General features: G+C 39.2%; 11 protein-coding genes, 4 tRNA genes and 1 pseudogene. 15 read left to right on the top strand and 1 reads right to left on the bottom strand.

What is annotated here, in order from left to right; all coding sequences use genetic code 11:
• The first annotated feature begins 157 nt into the window (after positions 1-157).
• From JN080_RS27400 to JN080_RS27335, 14 genes and pseudogenes are all read left to right on the top strand, one after another.
• Positions 158-233 (top strand) — tRNA-Thr (locus tag JN080_RS27400).
• A gap of 16 nt (positions 234-249) precedes the next feature.
• Positions 250-331 (top strand) — tRNA-Tyr (locus JN080_RS27395).
• 57 nt (positions 332-388) lie between these two features.
• A tRNA-Gln gene (locus tag JN080_RS27390) sits at positions 389-463 on the top strand.
• 1 nt (position 464) lies between these two features.
• Positions 465-537: transfer RNA gene (locus tag JN080_RS27385), tRNA-Lys, on the top strand.
• Between the two features lie 201 nt (positions 538-738).
• Positions 739-1,638, top strand: coding sequence for an arginase (rocF, locus tag JN080_RS27380; protein ID WP_256239123.1), 900 nt, complete (start codon positions 739-741; stop codon positions 1,636-1,638).
• 216 nt (positions 1,639-1,854) lie between these two features.
• Complete coding sequence (sigW, locus tag JN080_RS27375) at positions 1,855-2,418, top strand: RNA polymerase sigma factor SigW (RefSeq protein WP_256239122.1); 564 nt, start codon at positions 1,855-1,857, stop codon at positions 2,416-2,418.
• A 15-nt stretch (positions 2,419-2,433) separates the two neighbouring features.
• On the top strand, positions 2,434-3,057 hold the full coding sequence (locus tag JN080_RS27370) for an anti-sigma factor family protein (RefSeq protein ID WP_256239121.1): 624 nt from the start codon (positions 2,434-2,436) through the stop codon (positions 3,055-3,057).
• A gap of 111 nt (positions 3,058-3,168) precedes the next feature.
• Positions 3,169-3,996 carry a diadenylate cyclase CdaA gene (gene cdaA / locus JN080_RS27365; protein ID WP_256239120.1) on the top strand — a complete coding sequence of 276 codons (828 nt, stop codon included), beginning with the start codon at positions 3,169-3,171 and terminating at the stop codon, positions 3,994-3,996.
• A complete protein-coding gene (locus JN080_RS27360; protein WP_256239118.1) occupies positions 3,989-5,230 on the top strand; it encodes a CdaR family protein in 1,242 nt (413 codons plus the stop codon). The genes cdaA and JN080_RS27360 overlap by 8 nt, the downstream gene beginning before the upstream one ends.
• 31 nt (positions 5,231-5,261) lie before the next feature.
• A complete protein-coding gene (glmM, locus tag JN080_RS27355; RefSeq protein ID WP_256239116.1) occupies positions 5,262-6,611 on the top strand; it encodes a phosphoglucosamine mutase in 1,350 nt (449 codons plus the stop codon).
• A gap of 605 nt (positions 6,612-7,216) precedes the next feature.
• Complete coding sequence (gene glmS, locus JN080_RS27350) at positions 7,217-9,019, top strand: glutamine--fructose-6-phosphate transaminase (isomerizing) (RefSeq protein WP_256239115.1); 1,803 nt, start codon at positions 7,217-7,219, stop codon at positions 9,017-9,019.
• 778 nt (positions 9,020-9,797) lie between these two features.
• Positions 9,798-11,007, top strand: a pseudogene (locus JN080_RS27345) (translocation protein TolB).
• Between the two features lie 59 nt (positions 11,008-11,066).
• A complete protein-coding gene (locus JN080_RS27340) occupies positions 11,067-11,360 on the top strand; it encodes a hypothetical protein (protein ID WP_256239114.1) in 294 nt (97 codons plus the stop codon).
• Between the two features lie 66 nt (positions 11,361-11,426).
• Entirely contained in the window at positions 11,427-11,828 is a 402-nt protein-coding gene (locus tag JN080_RS27335) for a hypothetical protein (RefSeq protein ID WP_256239113.1), read from the top strand.
• Between the two features lie 568 nt (positions 11,829-12,396).
• Here JN080_RS27335 and JN080_RS27330 read toward each other — a convergent pair.
• Positions 12,397-12,534, bottom strand: coding sequence for a YjcZ family sporulation protein (locus tag JN080_RS27330; RefSeq protein WP_256239112.1), 138 nt, complete (start codon positions 12,532-12,534; stop codon positions 12,397-12,399).
• 36 nt (positions 12,535-12,570) lie between these two features.
• Between JN080_RS27330 and JN080_RS27325 the strand changes: the two genes are divergently transcribed.
• On the top strand, positions 12,571-12,693 hold the full coding sequence (locus JN080_RS27325; protein WP_256239111.1) for a hypothetical protein: 123 nt from the start codon (positions 12,571-12,573) through the stop codon (positions 12,691-12,693).
• Positions 12,694-13,658: the final 965 nt, after the last annotated feature.

Genomic DNA, 13,658 nt, shown 5'->3' with positions numbered 1-13,658 from the left:
ATAATGCCGGCCTAGCTCAATTGGTAGAGCACGGTCGAATAAACATCTTGAATAATCTACAGCACACCGATTGAGCTGCTGCTTGAATAAGCTTTCTGAGATCGGGGTGACGATAATTATTCTAGTGCAAGAAAATTATTAATAAACACAATTTAATGCCGGCCTAGCTCAATTGGTAGAGCAACTGACTTGTAATCAGTAGGTTGGGGGTTCAAGTCCTCTGGCCGGCACCACTTTTTATTATAATATGGAGGGGTAGCGAAGTGGCTAAACGCGGCGGACTGTAAATCCGCTCCCTCCGGGTTCGGCGGTTCGAATCCGTCCCCCTCCATTCATACTATTTAACAAATTGGTTATACTACTTGATAGATGATTATTTAACCATTATTGGGCTATAGCCAAGCGGTAAGGCATCGCACTTTGACTGCGACATGCGTTGGTTCAAATCCAGCTAGCCCAGCCATGAGCCATTAGCTCAGCCGGTAGAGCATCTGACTTTTAATCAGAGGGTCGAAGGTTCAAGTCCTTCATGGCTCATACTGTATACAATAAAGACCCCTGGAGTAAAAACCCAGGGGTCTTTATTTATGTATTTTGTTTCAGTTGTAGAAAATACCTTTCCAAGTATAAAACTCTAGTGAATTTTTTGAATTTTAGTATAATTATACATAATTTTGTCGAGTTGAGTCATTGCCTAAAAATTGAGTAAAATGGAAGTGTTAAAGAGCGGGGGGATGAATGGTGAGAAAACTATCCATTATTGGAATGCCGATGGATTTGGGCCAAATGAGGCGTGGTGTAGATATGGGGCCAAGTGCCATCAGATATGCGGGGATAAATGAACGGTTAAAGCCTCTTTTTGATGATATTCATGATATGGGCGATATTCCCATTGGCAGACCAGAAGTGGTAATTGATCAAGAATCAAATTTGCGAAATTTGGATTTAGTTGCTGAAAAAAGCACTAAGCTCGCAGTCAAAGTAGATGAAATTATTCAATCTGGGTCATTTCCACTTGTTCTTGGCGGTGATCACAGCATTGCAATCGGTACATTGGCGGGAGTTTCCCAGCATTACAAGAGTCTGGGTGTGATCTGGTACGATGCCCATGGTGATCTAAATACGGCTGAAACATCACCATCAGGCAATATTCATGGAATGCCCTTGGCAGTCAGTATAGGCTTGGGACATCGTTCTTTAACAGAAATTGCTGGCTACTCTCCAAAGGTAAAACCCGAAAATGTTGTAATTATCGGGGCAAGATCCCTTGATGCTGGAGAAAAAAAACTGATAAAAGAAACAGGAATTAGGGTATATACCATGCATGAAATTGATCGTTTAGGAATGACAAAGGTGATGGAAGAGACGATTGACTATCTGAAGGAAAAGACGGATGGTGTTCATCTTTCATTAGATTTAGATGGTCTTGACCCGATGGATGCACCAGGGGTTGGCACCCCCGTAAATGGCGGTATAAGTTATCGTGAAAGTAATTTAGCCATGGAAATGCTTGCAGAATCCCAACTGATAACTTCTGCTGAGTTTGTAGAAGTGAATCCCATTCTAGATGAAAAAAATAAAACAGCTCGTGTTGCAGTTGAATTAATGGGTTCTTTGTTTGGCGAAAAACTTTTATAGAATGATTAGGCTGACCTCTGTACAGGGGTCAGTCTTTATTTTTCTATAGTAAAAATTCCATCACAATAAATTTCCCTCACTTTCAGTTTGTTTACTAACTACTTCCATAAGTTTTTGTTAAAATAAGAGATATTGAAAAGTTTTTTTAATCAAATGAAACTTTTCCGCTATCGATTCGTAATATCGTATAGCCGCACATTGAGCGGAGGTAAAGGAATGGAAGCAATCGTCAAAAAGAGGATCAAACAGGTCAAAAAAGGCGATCAGAATGCTTTTGGTGAAATTGTCGAGATATATAAAAATAAGGTTTATCAAATCTGTTACCGAATGCTTGGTAATCGTCATGAGTCAGAGGACGCAGCCCAGGAAGCCTTTATTCGGGCTTATATAAACATAAATACCTTTAATACAGATCTTAAGTTTTCAACCTGGCTTTATCGGATTGCCACGAATTTGTGCATTGATAGAATTCGAAAAAAGAAACCTGACTATTATCTTGATGCAGAGGTTTCCGGAACAGATGGATTAACGCTGTATTCTCAAATCCCATCTGATACTGAACCTCCTGAAGCAGAGGTAGAGAGCCTGGAATTGCAAGAAACTATTCAAAAGGAAATTCTTAAACTGCCTGAAAAATATCGCTCTGCAATTGTCTTAAAATATATTGAGGAATTATCTTTAAATGAAATTAGTGAAATCCTTGATTTGCCTTTAGGGACGGTAAAAACGAGAATTCACCGGGGAAGGGAAGCTTTAAGGAAACAACTACGACATGTATGATAAGAGGTGAGAAAGGTGAAATGCCCTGAAGAAATCATTGAAATGATGCATGAATTTTTAGATGATGAGCTTGATAAAGAAAAAGAAATAACACTAAGAGAGCACCTTCAAGATTGTAAAGAGTGCCAAGCCTTATTTAATGAATTTACAAAGACGATTGCACTAGTCAAAAGTACTTCCAATATACAGGCACCCGAGAATTTTACAGAACGGATCATGGCTAGTCTGCCAAAGGAAAAGAAAAAGATTAGCATCCAACGATGGTTACAAAAGCACCCCTTCCTTGCAGCGGCTTCCTTATTTATCTTCTTAATGATGGGAAGCTTTCTATCAACCTGGAGTGAGAACCGGCAATTTTCAGTTTCAAATCAAAGTAATCTAATTGTTAAAAATCATACGGTTATTGTTCCAAAGGGTAAGGTTGTAAAAGGTGATGTAGTTGTCCAAAATGGAAAGCTGAGAATTGAAGGGGAAGTTCAAGGCGATGTGACAGTTATAAATGGGGAGAAGTATATGGCATCGGCAGGACATGTTACGGGGGATATTGAAGAAGTGAATGAAGTGTTTGATTGGATTTGGTACTATATCAAAAAAACCGGTAAAGATGTTGCCCATTTGATTGGCGGGAAAAATTTTTAGACGATCATCCTAAAGGTGATTTGTTTTTTTAAACCAACCACATCACTAGCTATAAAGAAATTTATGATATAATATATTGGTTACTTTAGTAAAACTTACGGAGGAAGAACAATGCCGTTTGGAGATTTCACTTTTATGAAATATTTAGCTAGTGCTGTTGATGTTCTCCTTGTTTGGTATGTGATTTATAAATTGATAATGGTGATAAGAGGAACAAAGGCCGTTCAATTATTGAAAGGGATATTTGTCATTCTTATTGTAAGAGTTATCAGTGAATTTTTCGGTTTAAAAACATTAAGCTGGATCATGGAACAGGCCATAACTTGGGGCTTTTTGGCAATCATTATTATTTTTCAGCCGGAGTTGCGCAGGGCTCTTGAACAATTGGGAAGAGGAAAGTTCTTTTCGAGAAGCAGCAGCCAGGAGGATGAGGATCAGGAGAAAACCGTTGATGCGATTATAAAAGCGACTGATTATATGGCAAAACGCAGAATCGGAGCATTAATTTCAATTGAAAAAGAAACAGGAATGAGTGATTACATAGAAACAGGTATTCCCTTAAATTCCAAAATTTCATCTGAATTATTGATTAATATTTTTATTCCTAATACACCACTGCATGATGGAGCGGTTATTATTCAAAAAAGCTCAGTAGCCGCAGCAGCTTGTTACCTGCCATTATCAGAAAGCCCGTTTATTTCAAAAGAACTGGGAACAAGACATCGGGCTGCATTAGGAATAAGCGAGGTAACGGATAGTATAACAGTTGTTGTTTCAGAGGAGACGGGTGGGATCTCATTGACCAAAAATGGTGAGCTTCATCGGGATTTGAGTGCAGATGCATTTAAGGAGCTGCTCTCCAATGACTTATTGGATCCAAACAAATTGAAACAAGCTTCCTCAGTACGTTGGAACTGGAGGGGGAAGAAAAATGGATAAACTAATGGACAATCCTTGGTTTATTAAAATTATTGCTTTATTGCTGGCACTTCTTCTTTATTCATCCGTTCCACAGTCTGGAAGTAAGCTAGATGTGAATGTCCCGGGAGATCAAACGTCGGCGACTATCACAGAAATTCCAGTAAAGGCCTATTATGATACCAATAATTTGGTTGTATCAGGGATTCCTACTAATGTAAGTGTTACAGTCAATGGACCGATGAGCCTTGTCCAGTCAGCCAAGGCATTAAAAGACTTTGAAGTATATGTTGACCTAACGAAAGCGAAGATTGGGAATCAATCCGTTAAGCTCAAGGTTAGGAATATGTCTGATAAATTGAAGGTGGAAGTGAAACCATCCATTGTCAATGTGTCTGTTCAGGAGAAAGTCACCAAAGTATTTAAGGTAACAGCTGAATACAACAAAGGGTCCATCGCAGATGGGTTTACTGCCGGGCTGCCAACTGTAGAGCCGAATAAAGTAACTATTTCTGGTGCTAAAAATGTTATTGATCGGATTAGTTATGTAAAAGCAACTTTAAACTTAGACCAATCGGCATCGGAAACCGTGACAAAGGATGCTCCGGTCAGAGTATTGGACAAAGATTTAAATAAATTAGATGTAGTCGTGGTGCCACAAACGGTTAAGGTAACCCTACCTATTAAAAACACCAGCAAAACGGTGCCAATTGATGTGGTCCAAAAGGGAACCCCATCTGCTGGGGTAACCATCAGTTCAATAGATCTTGATACCAATCAGGCGACCATAACAGGTGAAGAGACTACTCTTAATGCTACAGATCACGTCCGTGTGGAGGTTGATGTAAGCAAAATAACTGATAATACAACCCTAACATTGCCAGTCATTATTCCAAATGGCATTACCAAGGTTTCGCCGGAATTGGTGAAGGCAACTGTGAAAATAAGTAAAAATAATGGTAGTGGTAATAGCGGTAAAACAGTATCGGGAATTCCAATAACAACTAGAGGACTTGCAGAACAATACAAGGTAAACTTTATGGACCCTGCAAATCAGAGTGTCACCCTTTCGGTAAATGGGCCAAGTGAAAGGGTTGATGCAGTCACTATAGGCGACTTTACTGCATACGTTGACCTTTCCAGCCTAGCCGAAGGTGACCATGATGTTAAAATTCAGGTGGAAGGACCTTCAGACATAAATTGGAATATCGATAAGTCAACGGCCAAAATTACAATATCGAAAGCTAGCGTATAAGCAATATACTTGATAAGGAGCGATTTTTATAATGGGTAAATATTTCGGCACCGATGGGGTACGCGGAGTTGCAAATAGTGAACTAACTCCTGAATTTGCATTTAAATTAGGACGGTTCGGCGGCTTTGTTTTAACAAAAGATATGGAGCATCCAAAAGTCCTTATCGGCCGTGACACGCGTATTTCCGGTCATATGCTTGAAGGAGCACTTCTAGCGGGTCTGCTTTCGATTGGAGCAGAAGTAATGAGGCTGGGAGTGATTTCAACTCCTGGAGTGGCTTATTTGACTAAGGCAATGGGGGCTCAGGCAGGTGTCATGATTTCTGCTTCACATAATCCAGTAGAGGATAATGGAATCAAGTTTTTCGGCCCAGATGGATTTAAGCTTTCTGATGAGCAGGAATTAGAAATTGAGGAATTGATTGATTTACCGACTGATCAATTGCCACGGCCAATCGGAGCTGATCTTGGACAAGAGATGGATTACTTCGAGGGCGTACAGAAGTACCTTCAATATTTAAAGAATACAGTAGACGAGGATTTTTCAGGTATACACATTGCATTAGATTGCGCTCATGGCTCTACTTCTGCACTTGCAACTCATTTGTTTGCTGACCTTGATGCTGATTTGTCTACAATGGGGGCATCTCCAAACGGCCTAAACATTAATGCAGGTGTTGGGTCAACACATCCGGAAGCACTTGCAGCGTTCGTCACCGAAAAAGGGGCGGATGTGGGACTCTCATTTGACGGAGATGGCGACCGTTTGATTGCGATTGATGAAAAAGGAAATATCGTTGATGGTGATCAGATAATGTATATATGTGCAAAGTATCTAAAGGAAAAAGGACGTTTGAAGCACGGCACCGTTGTTTCTACAGTAATGAGTAACCTAGGTTTTTATAAAGGTCTCGAGGCTCACGGAATTCATAGTGTACAAACTGCTGTTGGGGATCGCTATGTGGTCGAAGAAATGAAAAAAGGCGGCTATAATCTAGGCGGAGAACAATCAGGACATATAATCTTCTTAGACTATAATACTACAGGTGACGGACTCCTAACTGGCCTGCAATTAGTAAATATTTTAAAAATCACTAAAAAGCCATTATCTGAATTGGCCGCAGAAATGAAGAAATTTCCGCAAAAACTTATTAATGTGAGGGTTTCAGACAAGCATCATGTGACAGATAATCAAAAAGTCAAAGCAGTGATTAATCAGGTTGAAGCTGAAATGAATGGTGATGGACGTATTCTCGTCCGACCTTCTGGAACAGAACCGCTTGTACGTGTAATGGCAGAAGCTCCAAGTGAACAGCTGTGTGAACAATACGTAAATCGAATTGTTGCAGTTGTGAAAGAAGAAATGGGATTAACAGAATAATTAGTCGGATACTACTATGCATAAGGGAACGGTCTACTTCCCTTATGCATATTTTATTATGTGGATGACTTTATGAAGATAATGTAGTTTTTTCCATAATTCCTATTTCTTTGTCAAAGCTATTGACGTAAATTATCATATTCATGTATGCTAAATTTGCTTTGTTGTTACAAAGCGTTATTTTTTTAGAGAAAGGTGGGCATACATCAAGCATTTTCCTAAAGCGCCTGAACTAGTCTGTTGAGTTCGGACTAGTTGACGAGGAGGAGGAGTATCGAAGATTCGGCGGATACCTCCCGGTTGAAAAACGCACAACCGAAAGTCCTACTTTAAAACATTGAGGCAACTCGATGCACAAAGAGAGGATCTTGCGAATAAGAAAAGCGGAAGCGACCTTTTAGCGAAGTACACTAGTCGCTGAGATCTGGCCGACTAAGTGCGCCGCCGTCCTGGCGGCAACGTTGACACTAGCACATCCTGTGCGTCGAAGCTAGATAGTTATCTAAGTTCAAAATTTTATACTTTTTTTAAAACCTAAATAACCAGAGATAAGGGGGCAAGTAACGCCCCAAAGCTTTCTTGCCCCCTGTCAGGGAGGAAAAAAGATGTGCGGAATTGTCGGCTATATTGGAAATAATGATTCAAAAGAGGTCTTATTAAAAGGCCTTGAAAAGCTTGAATATAGAGGATATGACTCAGCAGGTATCGCTGTTCTAAACGGGAGCGGAGTCACTGTTTTTAAAGAAAAGGGTCGGATTGCTGACCTTCGAAGCATCGTAGATGATAAGGTTATGGCAAAGGCTGGTATTGGCCATACACGGTGGGCGACACATGGAGTTCCAAGTAAGGCAAATGCTCATCCCCATCAAAGTGCTTCAGGCCGATTTACCCTTGTTCATAATGGTGTGATTGAGAACTACGATCTCTTAAAACGTGAATATTTAAAAGATGTTTCATTTGTAAGTGATACGGATACAGAGGTAATTGTGCAGTTAATCGAGTCTTTTGTTAAGGATGGATTGGAAGTCATCACGGCGTTCCGTAAAACGCTAACCCTATTGAAAGGTTCGTATGCGCTTGCCTTACTAGATGAACAAAATCAAGAAACCATCTATGTGGCAAAAAATAAGAGCCCACTTCTAGTAGGTCTGGGAAAAGGATTTAATGTTGTCGCAAGTGATGCAATGGCAATGATTCAAATTACAGACCAATTTGTGGAGCTCGTGGACAAAGAGATTGTTATTATTACTAAGGATAAGGTAACGATCCAAAATTTACAGGGTGATACGATCAGCAGAAATCCATTTACAGCAGAACTTGATGCAAGCGATATTGAAAAGGGAACATACCCGCACTATATGTTAAAAGAAATTGATGAACAACCGCTTGTGATCCGAAAAATCATCCAAAAATATCAAAATAAACAGGGTGAACTCGCCATTGATCCGGAAATTATCAAGACGATGGATGAGTCTGACCGCATCTATATTATTGCCGCAGGAACTTCTTATCACGCAGGTCTAGTCGGGAAGCAGTTTATTGAAAAATTGGCGAAAATTCCTGTTGAAGTCCATGTTTCTAGTGAGTTTGTATATAACATGCCGCTTCTATCGGAGAAGCCATTGTTTATCTTCATTTCTCAAAGTGGGGAAACAGCTGACAGCCGGGCCGTTCTTGTTGCAATAAAAGAACTGGGTCATTCTGCTTTAACGATTACCAATGTACCCGGGTCCACGCTTTCCCGGGAAGCAGATTATACGTTACTGTTACATGCTGGTCCAGAAATTGCTGTTGCTTCCACCAAAGCCTATACAGCGCAGCTGGCAGTTCTGGCTATCTTAGCGGAAGTTACTGCCAAAAGCCGTGGAATAGAGGTTGATTTTGATCTAATTCGTGAATTGGGAATTGTTGCCAATGCAATGGAGATTCTTTGTGATTCGAAAGAGCTCATTGAGGAAGTTTCAAGAGAGTTTTTAACGGTAACACGCAATTGCTTCTTTATTGGCCGTTCACTCGATTTTTATGTTGGCTTAGAGGGAGCTTTGAAGTTAAAAGAGATCTCCTATATTCAAGCTGAAGGTTTTGCAGGCGGTGAATTAAAGCATGGCACAATTGCTTTAATTGAGGAAGGGACTCCTGTCATTGCTCTTGCAACCCAAGAAGGTGTCAATTTAAGTATTCGCGGAAACGTAAAAGAAGTGGTAGCCCGCGGAGCTAACCCTTGCATCATCTCAATGAAGGGATTGGAAATGGACGAAGACAGCTTCGTTATTCCACAGGTACATGAGTTATTAACACCACTTATCTCTGTTATACCATTACAATTACTGGCCTATTACGCTGCCCTGCACCGCGAATGCGACGTTGATAAACCACGTAATCTTGCAAAGTCAGTGACAGTGGAGTAATAGGACATCAAATAGGGTAGTTTTGGATAGGTAAAAAAAGTCGGAAATAGAAAATTAAATTGGAAACGGTAAAAAATAGTTAGAAACTGTTTATAAGGTTGGAACAAAGTTTTAACTTTATAAGAAAGTTTGATCAAAAATCCTGCATGAAATGCAGGATTTTTCTTTTTCAACAATCGAGCCATTATCTACAGAATGTTTTTCTACCGTATTTAACGTATGTAATGATACAAAAATGACCAGATTTCTAACTTTGTGGATGTCTTAACAAAAAATTTCCGTTCCTTAGATAAAATAAGGTTCCTTATCCGAAGGTTTTTCCGGTACTTTTCCGGTTTTCCTTCGGTTTTTTTATGCCAAAGTAGAAAAAATCCCAATGGTAAAATCCATTTCAATCCAAATTCAATCGCTTTTCTGTACTCATTCTTCTCCCAATCTCTTGCTATATAGCTGTTTTTTTCCTCTTCCCTCTGCTTTATAGTTGGAACTTACTGTCACATAGCTGGTTCCGACCAGTAGGGAATCAGGAAAGAGCAGTACACAAATGAGCGACAAATGTGATCGTTATTCAACCGTTAATCAAACGTTTGTTTAAAACCAAAATAAATGCTAATTCAGGCTGAATCGAGTAGTGGTCCAGTCTTTTCTTTGTGTCCGAAATCCACTCCTTTCTTCAATAAAAAGGTTCAATATATGTGTCCTCCAGTTTTCCATTTTCTTAAATCAAGAAGAATCTCCACTCACTTTTAGGTCAACCTATTGGTAGGAGGAGATGACTTTGATAGTTCGGATGTTGTTACTGCTCGTTTTTATTAGTTTTTCATTATCCACGACAGTCAGTGCTGAAGTTCTACTCAATGCTGCGTTTATCCGTGACCATCAGCTATGGGTCAAAAAGGGAGATAAAGAAGTACAACTCACAAAAGACAGATATGTGTATTCTCCCAAATGGTCATACGATGGCCGTTTTATTGCTTATAGTGATAAGAAAGGAAGCAAGTCGAATTTATTCATTTATGATACCAAGGAAAAAGAAAACTATCAGCCTTATGTAAGAGTGGAGACATCGAATTTTAAATGGTCTCCGATAAAAAATCAGTTAGCCTACAATTCAGGCGGCATTCTAAATGTAACGAAAATGAGAAAAGGCCGACCGCAAGGATTTGGAAATGTCTCATTAGGGGTCAGTGATTTTGAATGGTTTCCGAATGGGAAGGAATTTATCGTTTCCTCCCAATCCAGTTTACGTCCTTACCGGTTGGGGCCCCGTCCCACTGTATAAAATTCCAGTTGATGCAAACCTCAATCCGAATAAAATGAAACTACTCTATACTATCCAAACCAAAGAGCCTGATTTGTTTGCCATTTCGGCTGATGGCTTTAAATGGAGTTTTGATGGAAAGTGGGTTAGCTTTCTTGCCACTCCTACGGCTTCTTGGTCGAATGACAGTAATACATTGTGTGTTTTGTCATCAAAGGGAGGTCACTTTCAACCCATAGGTAAAATGCTTTTGTACCGAGATTGGATGAAATGGGCCCCCTCAGCTAACAAGCTCGCCTATATTTCAGGAGAGGGAAGATTTTTTGTGGAAAACAAGAAAACCACAATTGCGGATATTCCCATTTTAAAGCAGCAAAAGCAGTTTACCCCGGCAGGTTATGTGGATCTTGACTTGGAGTGGTTCTCCCCAGATAAAGTGATTGTAGCTCGTTCAAATGAGAACAAGGAGTGGAAGGAAGGACCTGTTCCTACCATGTTTACGTCCCTTTATGCAATCAATATCAGCACAGGAGTCCAAAAACAACTATCTTTTCCAAAGGGGAATGAACTTGATGTTGATCCCCAAGTGGTTGGTTCCAAACTAACTTGGCTGCGTAAGAAGGGAAAAGAAACACAAGGGGGTGTATGGGTTCGGGATGGTTTAAGTGGCAAGCAGCATAAATGGATTAAGAGAGTTGAAGAAGCACCTGTCTTTTTTAATCTGTAGGGAAGCTGGTAAGGATGAAAAACGAAACACTCTGCAAGTAGTGAGGAATGGAAGATGGTATGAAAAAAGAAACCATTTTTGCGGTATTAATGTTATTTTCTATAACGAATACCAAGTTAGTGCATGCAAGTACAGATGACAAGCCACCATCTTATGAGGAAATGTACTCCCGATTTGGATATAAATCTGTAGACGAGGCGGTTAAAGAATTTGAAAACCACTTTAAGAAGGATGTGAAACTGCCGTTAAGATTGCCGCCTATTTCTTTTACACAACAATTTGGGAGATTTTATGAAGATAAGCAATTTAACACAAATGATTTTTTGGAAATCGAATATATTAGAAAAATCTAAAAGGGGGTTACTCGAATTGAGGAAAAAGCACTGAGCATCATAATTACTTTAGCGATATTAATAGGATTGAATTTTGAACTATATTATCTTTTTAGGAATCAGTATCTTGCTGTTGGCAATGGTCATACGGGTTTTTATTGTATATCGAAGGCAGATGAAAAACAGATTACTCCGGAAAACAAAGGGATCCATCGTTTTAGAAAAAAGCAGTTCAACAATTTCGTTCAGATTGCAATGCCATATCTTGCTTCATTTGTCGATCCGGAACAATATGAAATGACCTTGGTGGATGAATACAATCAGAAAATCCCGTTCAACGAGCGATTTGACCTGGTAGCGATCACCGTCAATACTTCTAACGCTTCCCATTGGATTTTATGTCAGCTAAGTTTTGGGAAAAAGGAGCGAAAGTGGTCTTTGGAGGCCCCGTGTGATACTTCTGCCGGAGGAAGCAATGGAGCATTGTGACTTTTTGATTGTTGGCGAGGCGGAACAGACATGGCCGCAGTTTCTCGTTGAATTATTTTTGGTTTTGATACAGATAATCGGGATGTATTCAAAAAGACGCTGAATGCCTGCGACCAGCTTGGTATCGCCTGCGTAACAGTCAGCATCCTAAGGACACTGCCTAAAACACCGGTTTATGAACAGTATAAATGGGGAAGCCAGCGCATTTTTGGCTGCGAAAGATTGAAGGAAAAGCCATCCCTTGATAAGCAAGCAAAGTTGTGTCATTGCACAGGTATAATTGTAAATTAATTTCCTCACAATTCAATCAATTACCTGGCTTTCAAGGAAGTATTTGAACATCATTATATGTACCTGAGGGAAAAAAGATAAATCAAATACTTAAATAGACTGGGAGGAACACTGGGACAATTATTTTGTCTGTCCCAGCGTAGGATATTTAGCAAACTTCAAATATGAGACTAGCAAGTGAGATTAAGAATGTGGGGAAAAGGTGCTCTTTAAAAAGCTAATGGTATGGATATGTTTTGGATACGGCATGAGAAAGGTTTGTACGGCTAAATGACACCTAGTTCCAAATTGCTGCGCCAACAATAATCAGCAGAATGAACAGGACAACGATTAAAGCAAAACCGCCTCCAAAGCCATAACCGCCGTAACCGTAGCCACCACAACCGAAGCCGCCAAAACCACCATAACCAAACATAAGAATACACCACCTTTCATTAGGTTAGTATACTTTATGCTGAATTTACTAAAATGGTCTAGGTATACGGTTAAAATGGACGCATCAATTGAAGATGAAGTAGAACAAGATGGTAAATACAGCCAAAATGCCTCTTTGTTTGGACCGTTTTTCCGGTGAATGCTGATTTCTCAGTAAAAGCTATAATCTACAACCTTACTGACATACATATAGCTCGAATTATTAAATGGGACGGAAAAGAATACAATACAATGGAATTCATTCAGGAGTTTTAGCTAATGAAAATTATGCAGGTAGATAGAGTTAACTTTGTTGTAGGGCAGTCCATGTAGAAATATAGGAATGTCTATTCCTAGGACAGTATTCCCGTTTGGATCGGATTGCTTAGATAAAACAAGGAACATCAGTATTAGGATCACCTGGTATTTAGCGTTCATTATTCTTCCTCCAAGACTGCTTTACAAACAATTATAAGTTATTTTGTAGTAAGAACATGTTCCCACTCCATTTACTTAATAAAAAAGATGTTTTGAAGGTAACATATTTTTTCAAATGTTACCTAATAAATTGCGAAGGGAAAAGTCCATTATTTAAGTGAAATTAATGAATGTAATTGGAAAAGACTCTCTATTGCCAGGTAATAAGGACGGTGTTATGCTAAGAAAGCTGATTCGTTAACAGCTTCTAAAACAAATTTTTTAAAATAAAAATATTTCGTAGAAGTTTACAGAAACAAACTAGTGTGATATAATGGTAATTGTCACTGATGAAAAGTCAATCCTTTAAAAAATGGTTGACGAAGTATTCGGTTGAGGATATAATAAGAAAGCTGATTCGTTAACAGCTTCTAAAACGAATTTTTTAAAACAAAAATATTTCGTGGAAGTTGACAAATGCGAATTGTGTGATACAATGGTTATTGTCGCTGATGAAAAATTGATCCTTAAAAAAAGCTTGACAAAGTATTCAGTCGTGAATATACTAAGAAAGCTGTTTTTAAGAGATTGTTCTTTGAAAACTAAACAAACAAAAACGTCAACAATAAAAAACATAGTGAAGCAATTCTTCACTAGCCAACGTAACATTTATGAGCTAACTCATACTCTTTATTGGAGAGTTTGATC

This window comes from Bacillus sp. EB600, assembly GCF_024494385.1.
In the GTDB taxonomy this organism is placed as follows: domain Bacteria; phylum Bacillota; class Bacilli; order Bacillales; family Cytobacillaceae; genus JAEVLT01.
This window is presented reverse-complemented; position numbering and strand designations above follow the sequence as displayed.